At 68.4% G+C, this 21,048-nt stretch carries 16 protein-coding genes; 11 read left to right on the plus strand and 5 right to left on the minus strand.

The annotated features are described in order from the left end of the window. Window positions 1-90 precede the first annotated feature (90 nt). Both OYT95_RS15930 and OYT95_RS15935 read left to right on the plus strand, forming a co-directional pair. Complete coding sequence (locus tag OYT95_RS15930) at window positions 91-501, plus strand: DUF732 domain-containing protein (RefSeq protein ID WP_037229225.1); 411 nt, start codon at window positions 91-93, stop codon at window positions 499-501. A gap of 156 nt (window positions 502-657) precedes the next feature. Next, window positions 658-1,623, plus strand: coding sequence for a pirin family protein (locus tag OYT95_RS15935; RefSeq protein WP_268791928.1), 966 nt, complete (start codon window positions 658-660; stop codon window positions 1,621-1,623). 84 nt (window positions 1,624-1,707) lie between these two features. Here OYT95_RS15935 and OYT95_RS15940 read toward each other — a convergent pair whose 3' ends face one another. Together OYT95_RS15940 and OYT95_RS15945 are read right to left on the minus strand one after the other, a co-directional pair. Continuing rightward, window positions 1,708-2,058: a hypothetical protein gene (locus tag OYT95_RS15940; protein ID WP_268791929.1), complete on the minus strand. Its 351-nt coding sequence runs from the start codon at window positions 2,056-2,058 to the stop codon at window positions 1,708-1,710. Window position 2,059: 1 nt separating this feature from the next. Then, window positions 2,060-3,088 carry a hypothetical protein gene (locus OYT95_RS15945; RefSeq protein WP_268791930.1) on the minus strand — a complete coding sequence of 343 codons (1,029 nt, stop codon included), beginning with the start codon at window positions 3,086-3,088 and terminating at the stop codon, window positions 2,060-2,062. A gap of 203 nt (window positions 3,089-3,291) precedes the next feature. On the opposite strand from OYT95_RS15945, the gene leuA reads away from it, so the two are divergent. The 4 genes from leuA to OYT95_RS15965 all read left to right on the plus strand — a co-directional run bounded on the left by leuA (window position 3,292) and on the right by OYT95_RS15965 (window position 13,466). Continuing rightward, on the plus strand, window positions 3,292-5,100 hold the full coding sequence (leuA, locus tag OYT95_RS15950) for a 2-isopropylmalate synthase (RefSeq protein ID WP_037229237.1): 1,809 nt from the start codon (window positions 3,292-3,294) through the stop codon (window positions 5,098-5,100). Window positions 5,101-5,273: 173 nt separating this feature from the next. Beyond that, window positions 5,274-7,013: an aa3-type cytochrome oxidase subunit I gene (gene ctaD, locus OYT95_RS15955; protein ID WP_268791931.1), complete on the plus strand. Its 1,740-nt coding sequence runs from the start codon at window positions 5,274-5,276 to the stop codon at window positions 7,011-7,013. Between the two features lie 416 nt (window positions 7,014-7,429). After that, a complete protein-coding gene (locus tag OYT95_RS15960; protein WP_268791932.1) occupies window positions 7,430-12,916 on the plus strand; it encodes an ATP-binding protein in 5,487 nt (1,828 codons plus the stop codon). A gap of 172 nt (window positions 12,917-13,088) precedes the next feature. After that, window positions 13,089-13,466, plus strand: a complete 378-nt coding sequence (locus OYT95_RS15965; protein WP_268791933.1) for an SHOCT domain-containing protein — start codon at window positions 13,089-13,091, stop codon at window positions 13,464-13,466. Window positions 13,467-13,520: 54 nt separating this feature from the next. Here the strand turns inward: OYT95_RS15965 and OYT95_RS15970 are convergent, their stop codons facing one another. After that, window positions 13,521-14,414, minus strand: coding sequence for a LysR family transcriptional regulator (locus tag OYT95_RS15970; RefSeq protein WP_037229251.1), 894 nt, complete (start codon window positions 14,412-14,414; stop codon window positions 13,521-13,523). Window positions 14,415-14,486: 72 nt separating this feature from the next. On the opposite strand from OYT95_RS15970, the gene OYT95_RS15975 reads away from it, so the two are divergent. The 3 genes from OYT95_RS15975 to OYT95_RS15985 are packed head-to-tail and all read left to right on the plus strand — an operon-like array spanning window position 14,487 to window position 17,386. Continuing rightward, a complete protein-coding gene (locus OYT95_RS15975; RefSeq protein WP_268791934.1) occupies window positions 14,487-15,404 on the plus strand; it encodes an EamA family transporter in 918 nt (305 codons plus the stop codon). A 25-nt stretch (window positions 15,405-15,429) separates the two neighbouring features. After that, complete coding sequence (locus tag OYT95_RS15980; protein WP_268791935.1) at window positions 15,430-16,683, plus strand: Mur ligase family protein; 1,254 nt, start codon at window positions 15,430-15,432, stop codon at window positions 16,681-16,683. Beyond that, complete coding sequence (locus OYT95_RS15985) at window positions 16,676-17,386, plus strand: type 1 glutamine amidotransferase (RefSeq protein ID WP_268791936.1); 711 nt, start codon at window positions 16,676-16,678, stop codon at window positions 17,384-17,386. Before OYT95_RS15980 ends, OYT95_RS15985 begins: the two co-directional genes overlap by 8 nt. A 72-nt stretch (window positions 17,387-17,458) precedes the next feature. Here OYT95_RS15985 and OYT95_RS15990 read toward each other — a convergent pair whose 3' ends face one another. After that, the gene (locus tag OYT95_RS15990; protein WP_268791937.1) at window positions 17,459-18,472 is read right to left on the minus strand and encodes a hypothetical protein; all 1,014 of its coding nucleotides are present in this window, start codon (window positions 18,470-18,472) and stop codon (window positions 17,459-17,461) included. 206 nt (window positions 18,473-18,678) lie between these two features. Here OYT95_RS15990 and OYT95_RS15995 point away from each other — a divergent pair, with 206 nt between their 5' ends. Continuing rightward, window positions 18,679-19,125, plus strand: coding sequence for an SRPBCC family protein (locus OYT95_RS15995; RefSeq protein WP_037229267.1), 447 nt, complete (start codon window positions 18,679-18,681; stop codon window positions 19,123-19,125). Beyond that, window positions 19,122-19,454, plus strand: a complete 333-nt coding sequence (locus OYT95_RS16000; protein ID WP_268791938.1) for an ArsR/SmtB family transcription factor — start codon at window positions 19,122-19,124, stop codon at window positions 19,452-19,454. The genes OYT95_RS15995 and OYT95_RS16000 overlap by 4 nt, the downstream gene beginning before the upstream one ends. Before the next feature lie 125 nt (window positions 19,455-19,579). Here OYT95_RS16000 and OYT95_RS16005 read toward each other — a convergent pair whose 3' ends face one another. After that, entirely contained in the window at window positions 19,580-21,037 is a 1,458-nt protein-coding gene (locus OYT95_RS16005; RefSeq protein WP_268791939.1) for an MFS transporter, read from the minus strand. Window positions 21,038-21,048: the final 11 nt, after the last annotated feature.

The raw sequence follows: 21,048 nt of genomic DNA on the forward strand, positions 1-21,048 counted from the left end.
GAACAGTGCGGGTGATCGCCGCCGGGAACACCGGCCCCGCAGGCGATACGATCGTCGCCGTCACAGGCCTCGAAAGGAATCACACGCCCCATGCGCCGCACCCTTGCTCTGACCGCCCTCACCGTCTGCTCCGCGGCAATCCTCACCGCCTGCGGTGGCGACAGCGACACCGCCGCCTCCGAGACGACGTCCGCCTCCGCTTCCGTGGCGGCGAGGACGACCGCCGCCACCGCCCCCGGCAGCCGCGTGTTCTCGGTCGCCGACAACCCGCAGACGGCCGCCGACTACCTGGCCTACCTGCGCGCGAACAACCAGACCGTCACCGACGACGACCTCGCGGTCCATCAGGCCGGCGAGATCTGCACCGCCCTCGACGCAGGCAAACCCCTCGACCAGGTCCGTGAGGAGTGGACGCCGATGCTCACCAACGACGGCGTCTACCCGTACATCATCGGCGCGATCACGCGGTACTGCCCCGATCACGAGAACGTCCTCAACTAGGAGGCGCTTCGCGCCCGTGCGTGGTTAACGAGTCTCTGCACTCGCCAACCGCGCACGGGCGGCGGAGCCGCCCCTGTGGGAATACCTGGACGCCGCGGGTGTTACACACCATGAAGTAGTTGAACAATCAATTACCTGAGTACGAGGAGACACCCCATGCCTGCCGTGACGGTCGACAACATCCTTGCCCTGCCGCGTATCGACGCACCCGCTCCCGGCGCCGTCGACCGCCCGGTCCGTTCGCTCACCACCGCACCCGTCGGCTACGAGGGCGAAGGCTTCCCGGTTCGCCGCGCGTTCGCGGGCATCGACCTGCCTGCCCTCGACCCGTTCATCCACATGGACCAGATGGGTGAGGTCGACTACGCACCCGGTGAACCCAAGGGCACACCGTGGCATCCGCACCGCGGCTTCGAGACCGTCACCTACATGATCGACGGCATCATGGAGCACCAGGATTCCAACGGCGGCGGCGGGACCATCGGCGGCGGCGACACCCAGTGGATGACCGCAGGTGGCGGCATCCTGCACATCGAGACCCCGCCCGAGCACCTGGTGATGAGCGGTGGCCTGTTCCACGGCGTCCAGTTGTGGGTGAACCTGCCGCGCGACAACAAGATGGCCGCACCCCGGTACCAGGACATCACCGGCCAGAAGGTGGCCCTGCTGTCCTCGACGGACGGCGGCGCGCTCGTTCGCGTGATCGCCGGCGACGTGGACGGACACCACGGACCCGGGTCCACGTACACGCCGATCAGTCTCGTCCACGCGACGATCGCTCCGGGCGCCAGCTTGACGCTGCCGTGGAACCCCGAGTTCAACGCGCTCGCCTACGTCCTCGCGGGTGAGGGGCTCGTCGGTTCGGAACGCCGTCCGATTCGCATGGGCCAGACGGCCGTCTACGGACGCGGTGACACGCTGACGATCGCCGCGGCCGACACGCAGGATTCGCGGACCAAGTCCTTCGAGGTGTTCCTCCTCGGCGGCAAGCCGATCCGCGAGCCCGTCGCGATGGCCGGACCGTTCGTCATGAACACCAAGGCCGAGGTGCTGCAGGCGTTCGAGGACTTCCAGGCCGGGCGCCTGGGTTCCGTTCCCGCAGCGCACGAAACGCTCGACTGACCCCATGTGAGTGGCAAAGCGTGCCGGGGCACACTTTGCCACTCACGTGCGGAAGCCCTGCACGACAGTCGGTTCGGCGCCCGATCAGGGGCGCCGGATCTTCGCGTCGATGCGATGGATACGCAGGTCGTCCTGCGGGATCCGGAACGTCTCGACCACCCGGACCGTCACGAGGGTGCGGCCGAACAGTCCGGCGTCGAGGAGGTAGTCGACGGTGACGGTTTCGCCGTCGACCGACCACACACAGTCGCGGATCGCCCGGATCACCCGGTACTGGGGGCCGCCGGACAGGCTTCGGCGCAGGTGATTTCCGGAGAATGCCGTCTTCAGCCCCATCTCGTACCGCACGGCTCGCGGCTCGATGGGCACCGTGTTGCCGTCGTGGCTGAGCAACGCGTCCAGGTAGGCCCGGGCGACATCGACCTGTGTGTTCATGTCAGTAGTCGAACACTTCGGCCGCGGCGAGCACCAGCGTTTCCGCGTCGTCGCAGCTAGGCGCGGACGCCGCCACGGACGCCGTCAGCCGATTGCTGCGTTTGTCCCGTTCGCTCACCGGACTCGACGGCAGGTTCGTGTCGAACACCGCACCCGGGTAGAAGTAGTAGTGACATTCGAGTGCGTCCCGGAAGTACGTGAACGTCTCGCCGTCGAGTTCGACCGCTTCGGGGCCGCCCGTCTGCGACGGTTCGGGCGACAGCGCCAGTTGCACGGACGCCGCGTCGCCGCCGCGGAGCGTCAGGAGACATTCGTAGGGACGACTGCCCGGGGAGAACGTTTCGACGCCCCGGCCCGACATATTCTCGACCACCCTGCACGGATCCTGCTGTGCGAGAGGGATATCCGAACGCACCGGTACCGGGGTGCGCAGCCGGTCCGCGACCGATCCGAGGACGGTGCGGGCCTCCGCGCAGTCGTCGCCGGCGGCGGAGTCACCCGTTCCGCCTGCCCCGTCGAGATACGACACGTGCCCCCACCGCCCCGAGCCGGTGGCGTCGTCCGGCACTCCGGGAACCGGGGGCAGCGAGAAGTAGAGCGTGCACGTGCCCGGGAGCGCGCCGACCGCGGGACGCACCTCGATTCCCGACGTCGCCTCGCCGGCACCGGTTTCCTCCGTGGGTTCGCGTTCACCCACCGTCACCTCGACCCAGACGGGGTTGGCGGGCGTGCCGCGGGGAGGCACCAACTCGGCGTGGCACGTCGACAGATCGCCGACGGGACCGAACGCGGTGACCTGCCCGAGCGAGGCGACCAGACTTTCGTCGAGCAGGCCGCACGGCGTGATGTCGCGGGCCGCGGCGGCAACGGCCAACTCGACGCGGCTGTGATCGCTGACCGGCAGGCCGTAGATCGGCTCGCCGACCCCGGCGACGCTCGGCGCCCCCTCGACCACCCCGGCGCACGACGCGAGCAGTACCGCAAAAAGTGCGGCCACCAGCGGTGTTACCACCGTCGCGCTGCGGCCCACCGCTGTCTCCTCACTCGGACTTCGAACCCCGGCACGCGAACGATGGTGCCCGGAGTACAGTGCTGAGTATGCAGCGCGCACTCCTCCTTGGTTGCCGCGACGGGGTCTGATCCAGACTGGCTTCCCGTCGCGGGGTTTCTCGTGCGCCGGTCGACACAGCCGTTGGACTCAGAAAGTCCACATCGAACCTGGAGATCAATCCCATGTCCCCCGCTGACGCCTTTACCTCCGGAACGCGCACCATCACGCCGCCTTCCAAGCCTGCTCCCTCCGATCAGCCGGAGTGGAACACGCAGAAGAATTCGTCGATGCCGACGTTCCGCTACCGCTCCTTCTCCGAAGAAGTGGAGCCGGTGTCGCTGCCGGACCGCTCGTGGCCCGACAAGATCATCGACCGCGCGCCGCAGTGGTGCGCGGTCGACCTCCGTGACGGCAACCAGGCGCTGATCGACCCGATGAGCCCCGCCCGCAAGCGCCGCATGTTCGAACTGCTGGTGCGGATGGGCTACAAGGAGATCGAGGTCGGCTTCCCGTCGGCGAGCCAGACGGACTTCGACTTCGTCCGCGAGATCATCGAAGACGGCGCGATCCCGGACGACGTCACCATCCAGGTGCTCACGCAGTCCCGGCCGGAACTGATCAAGCGCACGTTCGAGGCCTGTGAGGGCGCGAACAAGGTGATCGTCCACTTCTACAACTCGACGTCCATCCTGCAGCGCCGGGTGGTGTTCAAGGCCGAGCGCGAGGTGATCAAGAAGATCGCGACCGACGCGGCGACCCTGGCCCTCGAAGAGGCGAAGAAGTACCCCGACACGCAGTGGCGCTGGGAATACTCCCCCGAGTCGTACACCGGCACGGAACTCGAGTACGCCAAGGAGGTCTGCGACGCCGTCACCGAGGTGCTGCAGCCGACGCCGGCGAACCCGGTGATCCTGAACCTGCCCGCCACCGTCGAGATGGCGACGCCCAACGTGTACGCCGACTCCATCGAGTGGATGCACCGCAACCTGGCCCGCCGCGACTCGGTCATCCTGTCGCTGCACCCCCACAACGACCGCGGCACCGGCGTGGCCGCCGCCGAGCTGGGCTACCAGGCCGGCGCCGACCGCATCGAGGGCTGCCTGTTCGGTAACGGTGAGCGCACCGGCAACGTCTGCCTGGTCACGCTCGGACTCAACATGTTCACCCGCGGCGTCGACCCGCAGATCGACTTCTCGAACATCGACGAGATCCGCCGCACGGTCGAGTACTGCAACCAGCTGCCCGTCCACGAGCGTCACCCGTACGGCGGCGACCTCGTGTACACCGCGTTCTCCGGCAGCCACCAGGACGCGATCAACAAGGGTCTCGACGCCATGAAGTTCGACGCCGACTCGCAGGACGCGGACGTCGACGACATCCTGTGGGCGGTTCCCTACCTGCCGATCGACCCCAAGGACGTGGGCCGCACGTACGAGGCCGTGATCCGCGTCAACTCGCAGTCCGGCAAGGGCGGGGTCGCGTACATCATGAAGGCCGATCACGGGCTGGTGCTGCCGCGTCGCCTGCAGATCGAGTTCTCGCAGGCCGTCCAGCGGATCACCGACGGCGAGGGTGGCGAGGTGTCGCCCAAGGAGATGTGGGACGTCTTCCACGAGGAGTACCTGGCTCCGATCACGCCGCTCGAGCGGATGAAGCAGAAGGTCACGGCGTCCGAGGAGGACGGCGGAACCGACTCCATCACCGCGACCGTGAAGGTCGACGGCAAGGAGCACGAGATCTCGGGTTCGGGCAACGGCCCGCTCGCCGCGTTCGTCGACGCGCTCGCCACGATCGATTTCGACGTGCGTGTTCTCGACTACTCCGAGCACGCCATGTCGGCCGGGGACGACGCCCAGGCGGCCGCGTACGTCGAGTGCGCGGTGACCGCTCCCGACGGACGGAACACCGTGGTCTGGGGTGTCGGCATCGCGACGTCGATCACCACCGCGTCGCTGCGCGCCGTCGTCTCGGCGGTCAACCGGGCGCACTGACCGCTTCCCGACCCTCGCTGCCGCAGGCGCGCACCACGCGCACCTGCGGCAGCGCCGTTTCCGGCCGCGTCGTTTCCGGCCACAGAAAGCGGCTCCCTCCGGGCGCCGGGTGACTACCCTGGTAACGGAGTCCACACCGGACCCGAACCGCCTCGGACCCTTCGGGGGGCGTCGTGAATCTGGCATTTCAACAGCATCTTCCGGTCCGTCCGTTTCCGGCCCGGCACCGCCCCAAGGGCAGCTTCTTCTACAAGATGATCACGACGACGGATCCCAAGGACCTGGGGATTCTGTACCTGATCACGTCGTTCGTGTTCTTCATGGCCGGCGGTCTGATGGCCCTGCTGATCCGCGGCGAACTCGCCGTACCGGGTCTGCAATTCCTGTCGAACGAGCAGTACAACCAGCTGTTCACGATGCACGGCACGATCATGCTGCTGCTGTACGCGACGCCGATCGTGTTCGGGTTCGCCAACTACATCCTGCCGCTGCAGATCGGCGCCCCCGACGTCGCGTTCCCCCGTCTCAACGCGTTCAGTTACTGGGCGTTCCTGTTCGGCGGCACCATCGCGATCGCGGGATTCATCACCCCGGGGGGCGCCGCGGACTTCGGGTGGACCGCGTACTCGCCGCTGACGAGCGCGCTGCATGCGCCGGGTGTCGGCGCCGATCTGTGGATCATGGGGCTGGCGCTGTCCGGTCTCGGCACCATCCTCGGCGGCGTCAACATGATCACCACCGTCATCTGCCTGCGAGCCCCGGGCATGATCATGTTCCGGATGCCGATCTTCACGTGGAACATCTTCATCACCAGCATCCTGATCCTGGTGGCGTTCCCGATCCTCACCGCCGCCCTGATGGGCCTGTTCGTCGACCGCCACCTGGGCGGCAATCTGTACGACCCCGCCACCGGCGGCGTGCTGCTGTGGCAGCACCTGTTCTGGTTCTTCGGCCATCCGGAGGTGTATATCGTCGCGCTGCCGTTCTTCGGCATCGTGTCGGAGATCTTCCCGGTCTTCAGCCGCAAACCGCTCTTCGGGTACAGCGGGCTCGTCTACGCGACGATCGCCATCGCCGCCCTGTCGATCGCGGTGTGGGCACACCACATGTACGCGACGGGCGCGGTGCTGTTGCCGTTCTTCTCCTTCATGACGTTCCTGATCGCGGTGCCCACCGGGGTGAAGATCTTCAACTGGATCGGCACCATGTGGAAGGGGCAGCTGACGTTCGAGACCCCCATGCTGTTCTCGCTCGGCTTCCTCATCACGTTCATCTTCGGCGGCCTCACCGGCGTCATCCTCGCGAGCCCGCCGCTGGACTTCCACGTCACCGACAGCTACTTCGTGATCGCCCACTTCCACTACGTGCTGTTCGGGACGATCGTCTTCGCCACGTACGCGGGCATCTACTTCTGGTTCCCGAAGATGACGGGCCGCATGCTCGACGAGCGTCTCGGCAAATGGCATTTCTGGACCACGTTCACCGGTTTCCACGGCACGTTCCTCGTCCAGCACTGGCTCGGCGCCGAGGGGATGCCGCGCCGCTACGCCGACTACCTGCCCTCGGACGGCTTCACGGTCCTCAACTCGGTCTCCACCGTGTTCGCGTTCGTCCTGGGCGCGTCGACCGTGCCGTTCGTCTGGAACGTCTTCAAGAGCTACCGCTACGGCGAGGTGGTCACGGTGGACGATCCGTGGGGGTTCGGCAACTCCCTCGAGTGGGCGACGACCTGCCCGCCGCCGCGGCACAACTTCACCGAGCTGCCACGCATCCGCTCCGAGCGTCCCGCGTTCGAACTGCACTATCCGCACATGGTCGACCGGATGCACCGCGAGGCACACGTCGGCGTGCGGGGCGCGGTGGCGCACGCGACCGAACCCGCGGGCGCCGACCCGAAGGTGAACCGCCAGTAACTTCCGCGTGAAAGTTCCCTTCCCCGAGAGCTTCTCGAGGAACCGGACGAAAACGACTCTGTGACAACGGGTTGCAGATACATGCCCGGAGGACGCCCAGTTCGGCGGAATTCCGGCCTCATTACTCCGCCGTAGGGTCGACACGCAAGTCATTGAACGCTTGACAAGCAGATCGGGGCCTCGCAGAAGTTACGCGCGGGTACATATTTTCGACGTTATGCTCGCATTCCCCGAGCATCGGTCCCGCAATGGCGCAGGTCCGACGATCGCGTTCGGGGCGCCCCTGGAGGTAGTCAAGTGGGTTGTGCAGGGGTGCACGTGTCCGCGAAGGCGGCACCCAGTCCTCGGCGGACATGGCCTTGGCCATCGAAACACTCTGCGGATCAATGAGTTTTACGGAAACGGAGCGATAACAGATGTTCAAGCGAATAGCGATAGTCAACCGCGGCGAAGCGGCGGTCCGCCTGATTCGTGCGGTGCGCGAACTGAACGCCGAGCACAACTACGGCATCCGCACGATCGCACTGCACACCGAGGCAGAACGCCGCGCGATGTTCGTTCGGCAGGCCGACGAGGGTGTGTGCTTGCGCACAGTCAAGACCGGCACCGCCTACCTCGATCACGCCGAGCTGGCCCGCGCACTGCGCGAGAGCAAGGCCGACGCCGTGTGGGTCGGCTGGGGCTTCGTCGCCGAGGATCCCGCGTTCGTCGAGGTCTGCGAGCAGCTCGGCATCACGTTCATCGGCCCGCCCGCCGAATCGATGCGCCTGCTGGGTGACAAGGTGGAGGCCAAGCTCCTCGCCGAGAAGGTGGAGGTCCCGGTCGCGCCGTGGAGCGGCGGCCCCGTCGCCACCCGCGCCGACGCCCGCCGTCACGCCCAGGCCATCGGCTACCCGCTCATCATCAAGGCCCGCTCCGGTGGTGGTGGCCGCGGTATCCGCAAGGTGTGGTCCGAGGACGAACTCGAAGTCGCGCTCGAACGCACCCAGGGTGAGGCCCAGCGGTCCTTCGGCGACCCCGTCGTGTTCATCGAACGACTGGTCACCGACGCACGCCACGTCGAGGTACAGGTGATTGCCGACAACTTCGGCAACGTCTGGGCTCCCGGTGTGCGCGACTGCTCCATCCAGCGCAAGAACCAGAAGGTCATCGAGGAGTCCAGCTCCCCGCTCCTCACCGCCGAGCAGTCGAACCACCTGCGCACCGTCTCCGCAGAGCTCGTGCGCGCCGCCGGCTACCGCGGCGCCGGCACGGTCGAGTACCTGTACCAGCCCGAGCAGAAGACGTTCACGTTCCTCGAGGTCAACACCCGCCTCCAGGTCGAGCACCCCATCACCGAGGCCACCACCGGCATCGACCTGGTGAAGCTGCAGATCCTCGTCGCGAGCGGTGAGCCGCTGGTCGGCGACTGCCCGCCCGAGTTCGGTCACGCCGTCGAGGCCCGCCTCAACGCGGAGGACGCCGCCAACGGCTTCGCTCCCGCGCCCGGCGCCGTGCAGCTGCTCAAGTTCCCGCTCGGCAGCGGTCTCCGCGTCGACACCGGCATCGCCCAGGGCGACGTCATCCCGCCCGACTACGACTCGATGGTCGCCAAGGTCATCGCCTGGGGTCGCGACCGCTCCGAGGCGCTCGCGCGTCTGCGCACCGCCCTTCGCGAGACCACGGTCGTGCTGCAGGGCGGCACCACCACCAAGTCGTTCCTGCTGGACCTGCTGGACCGCGAAGAGGTCATCTCGGCGTCCGCGGACACCGGCTGGCTGGACCGCACCGACGCAGGCAACTCCAACGTCCCGTCCCGGACCGCGGACGTCGCCCTGATCGCCGCCGCCATCGACGTCTACGACGCCGAGGAGAAGCTCGAGCGTGAGGCGTTCCTCTCGTCCGCTCGCGGTGGACGCCCCCGCGCCGGTCACGCCATCGGCCGCAAGGTGGAGCTCAGCTACCAGGGCCAGGCCTACGGACTCACCGTCACGCAGGTCGGTGCCCACAGCTACCGCGTCGACGGGGACGCCCCCGAGACCGAGGTCGAGGTCGACCGCCTCAGCGAGTTCGAGAGCCGCCTGGTGATCGGCGACCGCCGCCACCACGTCGTCTCCGTCGCAGGCCGCGCCCAGTACCTCGTCGAGGTCGACGGCATCAGCCACCAGATCAGCCAGGACGAGGCCGGCGTCGTCCGCGCACCGGCTCCCGCAGTCGTGGTCGCGGTGCCCGTGTCCGTCGGCGACGAGGTCGAGGTCGGCGCCACGCTGGTCGTCCTCGAGAGCATGAAGATGGAGACCGCGGTCCGCGCCCCCGTCGCAGGCCGGGTGCGGGAAGTTCTCGCCATGGTCAACTCCCAGGTCGACGCCGGAACGGCGCTGCTGCGCGTCGAGGAGAGCTCCGAGGAGTCCACCGCTCCGAAGTCGCCTCGCGTCCAGTTCGATCTCGGTGCTCCCGCTTCGCACGGGAACACCCGGGCCGACGCCCTCGAGCAGATCGACGCACTCGCCGCACTGCTCACCGGTTACGACGTCAGCGCGAAGCGCGCCGGAGTGCTCCTCGCCGATTACGAGAAGCTGCGCGCCGAGATCGCGGGCGACCCGGATCTCGTGCAGGCGGAACTCGCCCTGCTGAACACGTTCGCGGACATCTGCGAGATCGGACGTAACCGTCCGACCGCCGCCGAGGAGGACGGTGACGAGCGCGTCCACAGCCCGCGCGAGCACTTCCACACCTACCTCCACACCCTCGACGTCGAGCTCGAAGGCCTGCCCGAGTCGTTCACGACCCGGCTGTCGCGGGCGCTGCGTCACTACGACGTCACCGACCTCGAGCGCACCGCCGAGCTGGAGGAGGCGGTCTACCGCCTGTTCCTCGCGCAGCAGCGCATGGACAACCAGGTTCCCGTCATCGCCGCCCTGCTCGATCGGTGGCTGAACGACGGCAACGCTCCCGGCCGTGCACCCAGCGGACTCGGCGAGGTCCTGGACCGGCTGATCATCGCCACCCAGGTCCGTTACCCGGTGATCGGCAACGTCGCCCGCAACGTGCGGTTCCGGTTCTTCGACGAGCCGCAGATCCGCAAGGCCCGCGAGCAGGTCTACGACGGTGTCCGCGGCAGCCTCGAGTACCTCGCCGAGCGTCCCGACGCCGCCGACTACCAGGAACGTCTCGAGGCCCTGGTCGCCACCCCGCAGTCGCTGACCGAGCTCCTCGGGCAGCGGATCGCCCGCAAGAGCACGACCGTCGGGCCGCTGCTCGAGGTCGTCACCCGTCGCTACTACGACATCCGCACGCTCGAGGACGTCACGTCCTTCGACCGCAACGGACGGCGTTTCGTCACCGGCAACTTCGATCTGCTCGGCGAGCGCCTGAACCTGGTGTCGGCCGTCGCCGAGTACGCCGAACTGCCCGGCGCACTCGACGAGATCGGTGCCGTTGCCGCGGAGAACCCCGACAACCTCGTCCTCGACCTCTACCTGTCGTGGACCGCACCGCCCGCCGACCCGAACACGATGTCCGAGGACCTGCGGAAGGCGCTGGCGGCGCTGCCGCTGGCCGCGACCTGCCGCCGGGTCACGGTGTCCGTCTTCGGCGGAACCGACATGGACGTCCGCAAGTTCACGTACCGCCCGGACGCAGGTGTCCTCGCGGAAGAGAAGCTGATCCGGGACATGCACCCGCTCACCGGCCAGCGACTCGACCTGTGGCGTCTGAAGAACTTCGACGGCACCCGCCTCCCCGCGGTCGCCGACACGTTCCTGTTCAACCTGGTCTCGCGCGAGAACCCCACCGACGAACGCCTCATCGCGCTCGCCGAGATCCGCGACATCACGCCGGTCCGCAACGAGGACGGCCAGGTCATCGGTGTTCCCGCCGCGGAACGCGTCCTGCAGTCGTGCCTCGACGGCATCCGCCGGGCGCAGGCCACGCGCGGCAGCAAGCGCAAGCTCGACGCCAACCGCGTCGTGCTGTACGTGTGGCCGAAGATCGACGTCCCGGTCGAGGACCTCGAGGCGTTCGCCCGGGTCGCGGCACCGCTCACCGCGGGCGCCGGACTCGAGGAGATCACCGTGATCGCCCGGCTCCAGGGCGAGCCCGGCACGGAGTCGCGGGAGAAGGCTCTGCGCTTCTCCTACCGCACCGGCGCCGGCGTGGTCGTCAAGGTCACCGAGCCGCCGACCGAGCCGCTGCAGCCGCTCGACGCGTACACGCAGAAGGTCCGCAGCTCACGCGCCCGCGGCACCGTCTACCCGTACGAGCTGATCCCGCTGCTCACCGGCCGCGACGGCAGCTTCGTCGAGCACGACCTGGACGAGTCGGGCCAGCTGGTTCCCGTCGAGCGTCCGTACGGTCAGAACAAGGCCGGCCTCGTCGTCGGTCTGGTCACCGCCCGCACCGACCGGCATCCCGAGGGAATGACCCGCGTCGCGCTGTTCGGTGACCCGACAAAGGCCCTCGGCACCGTCGCGGAAGCCGAGTGCGCCCGCCTCGTCGCCGGTGTGGACCTGGCCGAGAAGCTGGGTGTCCCGGTCGAGTGGTTCGCGCTGTCGTCCGGCGCGACGATCTCCATGGACAGCGGCACCGAGAACATGGACTGGGTGTCCCGCGGCCTGCGCCGCCTCATCACGTTCACGCAGAACGGTGGCGAGGTCAACGTGATCGTGGCCGGCATCAACGTCGGTGCGCAGCCGTACTGGAACGCCGAAGCCACGATGCTGATGCACACCAAGGGCATCCTCGTCATGACGCCGGACAGCGCCATGGTGCTCACCGGTAAGAACTCGCTCGACTACTCGGGTGGCGTCTCGGCCGAGGACAACTTCGGCATCGGTGGTTACGACCGCGTGATGGGCCCCAACGGTGAGGCGCAGTACTGGGCGCCGAACCTGCCCGCCGCGTGCGAGATCCTGTTCGCGCACTACGACCACGCGTACGTCGTTGCCGGAGAACGCTTCCCGCGCCGGGCGCAGACCAGCGACCCGATCGGGCGCGACGTGCGGTCCTTCCCGCACATCCACCCGTCCAGCGACTTCACCACGGTCGGCGACATCTTCTCCGCGGAGACGAACCCGGAACGCAAGAAGCCGTTCGACATTCGCACGGTGATGCGTTCGCTCGTCGACCAGGACCACGCGGTGCTGGAGCGGTGGGCCGACATGGCGGACGCCGACACGTCCGTCGTGTTCGACGCGCACCTCGGCGGTTACCCGGTGAGCGTCATCGGCATCGAGTCGCGGGCCATCGCCCGTAAGGGATGGTCGCCGGCCAACGGTCCCGACCAGTGGACCGCGGGAACGCTGTTCCCGCAGTCGTCGAAGAAGACGGCCCGGGCGATCAACGCCGCCAGCGGCAGCCGTCCGCTCGTGGTGCTGGCCAACCTGTCCGGCTTCGACGGTTCCCCGGACTCGCTGCGGCACATCCAGCTCGAGTACGGCGCCGAGATCGGCCGCGCCATCGTCAACTTCGACGGCCCGATCGTGTTCTGCGTCGTCTCCCGTTACCACGGTGGCGCGTTCGTGGTGTTCTCCGGAGCACTGAACGACAACATGGAGGTGCTGGCGGTCGAGGGTTCGTTCGCCTCGGTCCTCGGTGGTGCCCCCGCCGCGGCCGTGGTGTTCACCCGCGAGGTCAACTCTCGGGTGGCCGCCGACCCGTCGATCCGGGAGCTCGAGGCCAACCTGGCAGGCGCCCAGAACGACGCCCAGCAGGCTCACCTGCGGGTGGAGCTGGCGGCCCAGCAGGCTGCGGTGCGTAACGAGAAGCTCGGTGAGGTCGCGGCCGAGTTCGAGGCCGTGCACAACATCCAGCGGGCACAGCGGGTCGGCTCCGTCGACGCCGTCATCCCGGCCGTCGAGCTGCGTCCGTACATCATCGGTGCGGTCGAGCGCGGCATGCGCCGGGCGGTCGAAGCAGGCAAGTAGTCCCCACCCGAACGGCCGCGGCACCTACCGGTGTCGCGGCCGTTCGGCGTTTCCGCCACCGCGGGCGGGGCTCCTGCTCCGACCGCATTTCACCTGTTTCGGATGACGCGGGTGCCCCGGCCCGGTGCGATAGTCAGCGCAGAGTGAATTCGACTGTGAATGGAGCGCTGCAATGGACTCTTTCTGGGACTTTCTCTGGGTGATCATCGTCACCTTCGGCTTCGTGGCCTACCTGATCCTGTTGTTCTCCATCATCACCGACCTGTTCCGCGACCATAAGACGTCGGGCTGGGCGAAGGCCATCTGGATCATCTTCCTGTTCTTCATCCCGCTGCTGACCGCGCTCGTGTATCTCATCGTCAAGAGCGACGGCATGGCCCAGCGGTCGATGGCGGCCGCGCAGGAGGTGAAGCAGGCCCAGGACAGCTACATCCGTTCGGTGGCGGGCAAGTCCTCCGCCGAGCAGATCGCGGACGCGAAGGCCCTGCTCGACGCGGGCACCATCACTCCGCAGGAGTACGAGACGCTGAAGGCCAAGGCGCTGGCCTGACCCGCACCGTCACCGTCGAAGGCCCGCCCCGGTGCGGGCCTTCGTGCTGTCGGGTCAGTCCGCGATCCGCGCCGCGACGTCCCGGAACGCCTGCAGTACCGTCGCCACCGCGGGAACGTCGTCCGCTGCCGGCCGCCGGGCCAGCTCGTAGATGCGGGCCGCCCGCACCCCGGCCAGCGGCAGCTGGACCACCGAGCGGTTCGTCACCGCATGGCGGGCCAGCAGGGCCACGCCGTGACCACCGGCGACGAGTTCCTCGATGACGCGGAAGTCGTTGATGCGCATCACCACATGCGGCTGCACACCGGTTGCGGCGGCCACCGACATCAGCACGTCGTCGACGGGGAACCCGCCGCGCACACTGATCCACCGCTCGTCCGCCAACTGGTCCGGGCGGACCGCATCCTGTCCGGCGAGCGGGTGGCCGGGCGGCAGGATGAGGTCGATGGGTTCGCGCATCAGCGGTTCGGCAGTCACCCGCGGCGAGGACGTGTCCGGGGCCCGCTCGTCGCGATGCGTCAGCACCACGTCGTAATCGGCGAGCAGGGTGGGCACCGCGGCGGCGGGCAGGTCCTCGTCGCGCGCCTGCACGTCCACCCCGCTGCCCGCGAGCGCGTCCAGCAGTCCGGGCAGCAGCAGCGCGGCACCGGACGGGAACAGCGCCACCCGCACCCGGCCGCGCGGCGAACCGCGGTAGGCGCTCATCTCCGCCGCCGCACGGTCCAGTGCGGCCACGACGTCGTCGGCGCGGACGACGAGGGCCTGACCGGCGTCCGTGAGCCGCAACCGGCGACCGGCAGGTTCGAGCAGGGTCACCCCGGCCTCCCGCGAGAGGATCTTGAGCTGCTGCGACACCGCCGACGGCGTCATCGACAACGCCTGCGCGGTCGCCGCCACCGTCCCGCGGTCCGCCAGCTCGCGCAGCACACGCAACCGGGTCGCATCCATGTAGCAAAACTACATCGATGATGCACTTTAATGCGCTTGTCCTGATCGTTTCCGGCCCTCACGATGGAATGCATGACCTCCCGCGACCGGCTGCTCGGACTCACCGTCGTCGTCCTGTGGGGGCTCAACTTCCTCGCCATTCGCGCGGGCCTCGATCACTTCCCGCCGTTCTTCTTCGCCGCGCTGCGATTCTTCGTCATCGCGATCCCGGTGATCCTGTTCGTCCCCCGGCCGCAGGTCCCTCTGAAGTGGCTGCTGATGTACGGCCTCGGGTTCGGCGTCTGCCAGTTCGCCTTCCTGTTCTGGGCCATGCACGTCGGGATGCCCACCGGGCTGGCGTCGCTGGTGCTGCAGTCCTCGGCGCCGTTCACCGTGGTCCTCGGCGCGGTCCTGCTGCGGGAACGGCTGCGGCCGACGCAGGTGTGCGGACTGCTGGTGGCGATGGCCGGGATGACGCTCATCGGCTGGGACCGCGCCCAGCACGCCGCGCTGCTGCCGGTGGCCCTGACGCTGCTCGCGGGACTGTCGTGGGCGCTGGGCAACATCGGCAGCCGCAAGGCCGCGTCGGACCAGCCGATGCGCCTGATGCTGTGGATGTGCGTCATTCCGCCGCTGCCGATGCTGGCGCTGTCGATCGGCGTGGAGGGTCCGTCGGCCGGCTGGAACTCCCTGACGTCGTCGCTGGAGGGCAACGGCCCGCTCGCGCTCGCGGGCCTCGCCTACATCGTGATTCTCGGCACGGTCGCGGGCTCGGGTCTGTGGACGGCACTGCTCAGCCGGTACCCCGCCGGCACGGTCGCGCCGTTCTCCCTGCTGGTTCCCATCGTCGGGATCGGGGCGTCCTGGCTGGTGCTGCACGAGGAGCCGAGCGTCCTGTCGCTGATCGGCGGGGCCGTCGTCATCGCCGGTGCTGCCGCCACCCAGGTGAGTGGCAAGGTGCGTCCGAGCACACTTTCGCACTCACCTGCCCCCGCGCGAGTCGGCGTCTGACCGGACCCTGTGCAAAACTCGCGGAGTGAGTACTGGAACTGGGATCACGACGCGTGGCAAGGTCGCCCTGCGGGCAGCGGCGGCGGCCTCGTGGGCGTCGCAGAAGGCAGGCCGCGGCAAGGGCTCGATGATCGGCGGACTGATCGCCCTGAAGATCGACCCGACACTGATGGAGCAACTCGGCGCAGGCCGACGCACCGCGGTGATCACCGGCACCAACGGCAAGTCCACCACCACCCGGATGACCGCGGCGGCGCTCTCCACCCTCGGTGAGGTCGCAACGCAGGCGGACGGCGCCAACATGGACGCCGGCATCGTCGCGGCGCTCAGCACCCGCGTCCAGGCACCCCTCGCCGCCCTCGAGGTCGACGAACTCCACGTCCCGCACGTCAGCGACGCCGTCAACCCCGAGGCCCTGGTCCTGCTCAACCTCAGCCGCGACCAGCTCGACCGGGTCGGCGAGATCAACATGATCGAACGCAAACTCCGCGCCTGCGTCGCCGCACACCCGGAAGCCGTCGTGATCGCCAACTGCGACGACGTCCTCGTCACCTCGGTGGCCTACGACGCGAAGAACGTCGTCTGGGTCGCCGCGGGCGGCGGATGGGCCAGCGACGCCGCCAGCTGTCCGCGCACCGGTGAACCCATCGTGTGGGAGGGCTCGCACTGGCGCAGCACGGGTTCCGACTTCGCGCGCCCGACCCCCGACTGGTGGCTGGACGACGAAAACCTGTACGGGCCCGACGGTCTGAAGATCCCGATGACCCTCGCCCTCCCCGGACGCGCCAACCGCGGCAACGCCGCGCAGGCCGTCGCCGCGGCGGTCGCGATGGGCGCGAAGGCGGAGGACGCCGTCGCCGCGGCGGCCACCGTCCAGGAGGTCGCGGGCCGCTACAGCACCGTCGAGGTCGGGTCGCACTCCGTGCACATGCTGCTCGCCAAGAACCCCGCCGGCTGGCAGGAAGCGCTGTCGATGATCGACCCGACCGTCGACGGACTCGTGATCGCCGTCAACGGGCAGGTCCCCGACGGCGAAGACCTGTCCTGGCTGTGGGACGTGCGGTTCGAGCACTTCGAGGGCGTCAAGGTGGTCGCCGCCGGCGAACGCGGCACCGACCTGGCCGTCCGCCTCACCTACGCCGGCGTCGAGCACACGCTCGACCCGAACCCGTTGCGGGCCATCGCGTCCTGCCCACCCGGACGCGTCGAGGTGCTCGCCAACTACACCGCCTTCCGCGACCTGAACACCGCCATCGCGAAGGAGGCGCGCAATGCCTGACTCGACCGTACGCATCGGCCTGGTACTGCCCGACGTGATGGGCACCTACGGCGACGGCGGCAACGCCCTGATCCTCCGGCAACGACTGCGCATGCGCGGATACGACGCGGAGATCGTCGAGATCACGCTGAACGACCCGGTCCCGGAGTCCCTCGACGTCTACACGCTCGGCGGTGCCGAGGACTCGGCGCAGCGCCTCGCCACCCGGCACCTCGCCAAGTACCCCGGTCTGCAGAAGGCCGCCGAACGCGGCGCCCCCGTCCTGGCGATCTGCGCCGCGATCCAGGTGCTCGGAAACTGGTACGAGACGTCGAGCGGCGAACGCGTCGACGGCGTCTCGATGCTCGACGTCACCACGTCCCCGCAGGCGACGCGGTCCATCGGTGAAGTGATCACGAACCCGCAGATGGACGGGTTGACGCAGCCGCTCACCGGGTTCGAAAACCACCGCGGCGGTACCACACTCGGTGCCGACGCCCGCGGTCTCGCCCGGGTCACGCACGGTGTCGGCAACGGCGTCGGGGACGGGCTCGAAGGCGTCGTCCAGGGTTCCGTCATCGGCACGTACATGCACGGACCCGCGCTCGCCCGTAACCCCGAACTCGCCGACCTGCTGTTGAAGCGGGCGCTGGGCGTCGACGAACTCGCCCCCCTCGACCTGCCCGAGGTCGAGCAGCTGCGCCGGGAGCGCCTGCGCGTCTAGGGACGTGAGTGGCAAAGCGTCGTCCCGCACTCCTTCGCACGTGAGTGGGAAAGAGTGGCCGGGCACTCTTCGTCACTCACGTGGGCAGGCCGGACAGCGACGCGACGTATCGGCCCAGCCTTCGCGGACCAACACCCGGCGCACTTCCTCGAACACCCCGCAGGGGTCGCGGGTCGTCTCCTCCCACCCGTAGACCAGTCGTGGACGATCGGCGAGCTCCGCCGCGTTGTCGCGGCGGCGGTCACGGAAGCGGGACTGTTGCGCGCTGTGGTACTGCTGCCCGTCGAGCCGGACGATCAGCGGCACACCCCAAGGGCTGTAATCGACGTCCTCGTACAGAATCCGGCCGTCCACGACGTGTGGCATCTGCCGTTTCCCGTTCGGCAGCCCGTGGGCCCGTTCGACGTCGAGTGCGTAACGATGTTCGAGGGCCGATTGAACGCCGTCGCCGAGCAGCGTCACGGCGTCGGCGATGTCGGTCGCATACCGGTGTGGACGCCGGACCTCGAGTTTCCGCCGGAGCACCTCGACGTGGACCTTGCCACTGGTGGCGGCCTCGATGAATCGCAGGGCCGCATCCCGCGGGGTGGCCTCGGCCACCGCGAGGTCGATCACCGTGTCGGCCAACGATGTCCGTGGCCGGAGATACGGGACCGAGATGTGCTCGAACGCGCGGGACCGATGGACCACGGCGCCGCCGTGAACGAGTGCGTTGCCGGCCGAGGTCGGGCGCGGCCCGCCTGGCGCGCGGACCGTCGGCCCCTGGTTCACGGCCGAGCAGTTGTATGGGACGGTGATGTGGACCGGCGCCGACGGGTCGTCGACGCGGACCATTCCCCATTCCTCGGCCGCGGTCCGGTGACTCAGGATCGCCCGGCCGCCGTACAGGAGTGCGGCGGAGAGGGCCATCGGGCGGGTGAGCGGGCCGTTGGTGACCGCGATGACGCGCGGCAGCACCCGCAACCACTGGCCGGTCACGACTCGATGCCGGAGTGCGGTGGCACTGACGCCGTACGCCCGGAGTTGTGCGGTGGTGACGACGCCGTCCTGGGCGTCGAGAATGGCCTGCCATGATTCGTGTTCCATGCCCGGAACGGTGTCGACTCGCCCCGACAAGAATCGCCCCGACGAACCACTCTTTCCACAGCCTGTGGATAACCCATGTGAGTGAGAAGAAGCCCCTCGATGCGCATTGGCACTCACGTGTGGGTGCAACCGAGGGGTTGCAGAACGTGGGAAACGGTGCAACCATGGAGTTGCATATCAACCGTCGTCGAAAAAGGTGGCCCACCATGGACGCATCGAGCAGCATCACCAGGACCGTTGTCGTGAACGCCCCGAGATCAGCGGTGTGGGCGGCGATCACGGACCCCGACAAGATCAGCCAGTGGTTCGGGCAGCGCACGTCGCTCGACCTCAGTGTCGGCGGCAAGGCGGCCTTCACGTGGGACGAGCACGGCACCGCCCACGCCGTCGTCACGGAGGTCGACGAACCGAACGCGTTCGGCTTCCGCTGGGCCGCCGACATCGACGCCGATCCGGTGATCGGCAACTCCACCCTGGTGCGGTTCACACTGTCCGAGCACGCCGCCGGCACCGAACTGACCGTCGTCGAGACCGGATTCGACACCCTCGACCGCGACGTCGCCGATCAGAAGCGGGCCCGCGAGGGCAACGTCCAGGGCTGGCACGCCGAACTCGACGAGCTGGTCGCATATCTGCACGGCGTGAAGGCATGACAGTGGGCACGTACGCCGAACTGGCCTCGGTGTTCGCGGCGCTGTCCGACGAGACCCGCTGGGAGATCCTCACCGAACTCGGGCGGGCCGACCAGTCGGCGTCGTCGCTCGCCACCCGGCTCCCGGTGTCGCGGCAGGCCATCGCGAAGCACCTGAATGCGCTGCAGGCCTGCGGATTGGTGGAGTCGGTGAAGGTGGGCCGCGAGATCCGCTACCGCGCGCTGGGCGCGGAGCTCAGCAAGACGGCGCGGACGCTGGAACGGATCGGCGCCGAGTGGGATCGCCGGCTGGCCGCCATCAAGCAGATCGCGGAATCGATGGAGGAGTAAAGACCCCGGACAGGGGTTCGGCCGGGAATGCTTCTGCATTCTCGGCCGGATCTCTGCTTCTCGAGTTTTCTCTGCTCACAGGTACATTTCCTCGATCCGCATCACTGACGATACACGCGAGTGATCTACGTCACAAGTGGCTCCAGCGGACTTTTCTTCATCCGATCGTGGCCCGGGAGGGCGAGGGAGACCGCGAACACCAGGACCGCCAGCACCGCGCACACCCCGTAGGCGATCGAGAATCCGGCGGCCGAGGCGACACCGCCCACCATGCTCGCCGCCAGGACCGTCGCGACCACCGCGCTGCACATGGTCGTACCCATCGTCCGCAGCAGCACGTTGACGCCGTTGGCCGCGGCCATCTGCGTGGACGGCACGGCCCGGACGATCAGCATCGGCAGCGTGCTGTACACCAGCGCGGTACCGACGGCCGCGACGCCGAGTGCCGCGATCACCATCCACAGTTCCTTGTGCGGCACGGTGTGCAGCGCGTAGCCGAGGACGAGGCAGATCGCGCCCGACAGGATCGTCACCTTCGACCCGTAGCGTTCGGACACCCGGGCCCCGACCTGCGCGAACACGATCATCGACAGACTTGTCGGCAGCTGGCACACCGCGGCCTGGAGGATCGTCAGACCGTAGCCGGCGTCCCCGCGCGGGGCCTGAAGCAGCTGCGTGGTGATGAGGGCGTTTCCGTAGAACGCGAAACCGACGAGCAGCGCCGTGACATGCGGCAGCAGCACCGACCGTCGCGCCGACACCCGCAGGTCCACCAGCGGGTTGCGGTTGCGCAGCTGCTGATATCCCCACAGCGCGAACAGGAACACCGCGGACGCGAACATACCCAGCACCGCGGGACTACCCCAGCCCCAGGAGCTGCCCTGCGTGATCGGGACGAGCAGGCAGACGAGGGCCGCGGTCAGACCGACGGCGCCGACACCGTCGAACCGCCCACCCGACCGCACGTCGGACTCGCGGATGAACAGCACCGCGGCGGTGGTGACCGCGAGCCCGATGCCCGCGATGACCCAGAAGAGGACGTGCCAGTTGGAGTATTCGGCGACGGAGGCCGCGAACGGCAGTCCGAGCGCGGTGCCGATCCCGAGGGTCGAGCTCATCATGGCGATGGCGCCGTTGACCTTCTCCCGCGGCAATTCGTCGCGGAGGATCGAGATTCCGACCGGGATGACGGCGGCGCCTGCCCCCTGCAGTCCCCGCGCGAAGATCAGGAACGCGATATCGGACGTGACGGCGCAGATCAACGCTCCGAGCGTCATGAAGACGAAGGCGACGAGCAGCATCCGCTTCTTGCCGAACATGTCGGCGAGCCTGCCGAAGATCGGGGTGACGACCGCGCCGACCAGGAGGGTGGTGGTGATCAGCCAGGACACCGCCGTCTGACTCGCGCCGGTGAACGTCGGCATGCTGGGCAGGAGGGGCACCATGACCGTCTGCAGGACGGCCTGGAACACGCCCGCGAACGCGAGAATCGGGAAGAGGTAACGCGATCCGCCGGCAGAGTCCGGCCGTGCGACCGGCTGATCCGCAAGCGCCGACAGTGGGCGCGGCAACGAGATCGTCAAGCGTCACCCCT

This window comes from Rhodococcus sp. JS3073, from assembly GCF_026810085.1.
Classification (GTDB): domain Bacteria; phylum Actinomycetota; class Actinomycetes; order Mycobacteriales; family Mycobacteriaceae; genus Rhodococcus_F; species Rhodococcus_F wratislaviensis.

Excerpts from the sequence above, each read along its gene's own strand:
- OYT95_RS15930 (WP_037229225.1), top strand. The coding sequence starts at position 91 with ATGCGCCGCACCCTTGCTCTGACCGCCCTCACCGTCTGCTCCGCGGCA.
- OYT95_RS15935 (WP_268791928.1), top strand. The coding sequence starts at position 658 with ATGCCTGCCGTGACGGTCGACAACATCCTTGCCCTGCCGCGTATCGAC.
- OYT95_RS15940 (WP_268791929.1), bottom strand. The coding sequence starts at position 2,058 with ATGAACACACAGGTCGATGTCGCCCGGGCCTACCTGGACGCGTTGCTC.
- leuA (WP_037229237.1), top strand. The coding sequence starts at position 3,292 with ATGTCCCCCGCTGACGCCTTTACCTCCGGAACGCGCACCATCACGCCG.
- OYT95_RS15960 (WP_268791932.1), top strand. The coding sequence starts at position 7,430 with ATGTTCAAGCGAATAGCGATAGTCAACCGCGGCGAAGCGGCGGTCCGC.
- OYT95_RS15965 (WP_268791933.1), top strand. The coding sequence starts at position 13,089 with ATGGACTCTTTCTGGGACTTTCTCTGGGTGATCATCGTCACCTTCGGC.
- OYT95_RS15970 (WP_037229251.1), bottom strand. The coding sequence starts at position 14,414 with ATGGATGCGACCCGGTTGCGTGTGCTGCGCGAGCTGGCGGACCGCGGG.
- OYT95_RS15975 (WP_268791934.1), top strand. The coding sequence starts at position 14,487 with ATGACCTCCCGCGACCGGCTGCTCGGACTCACCGTCGTCGTCCTGTGG.
- OYT95_RS15985 (WP_268791936.1), top strand. The coding sequence starts at position 16,676 with ATGCCTGACTCGACCGTACGCATCGGCCTGGTACTGCCCGACGTGATG.
- OYT95_RS15990 (WP_268791937.1), bottom strand. The coding sequence starts at position 18,472 with ATGGAACACGAATCATGGCAGGCCATTCTCGACGCCCAGGACGGCGTC.
- OYT95_RS15995 (WP_037229267.1), top strand. The coding sequence starts at position 18,679 with ATGGACGCATCGAGCAGCATCACCAGGACCGTTGTCGTGAACGCCCCG.
- OYT95_RS16000 (WP_268791938.1), top strand. The coding sequence starts at position 19,122 with ATGACAGTGGGCACGTACGCCGAACTGGCCTCGGTGTTCGCGGCGCTG.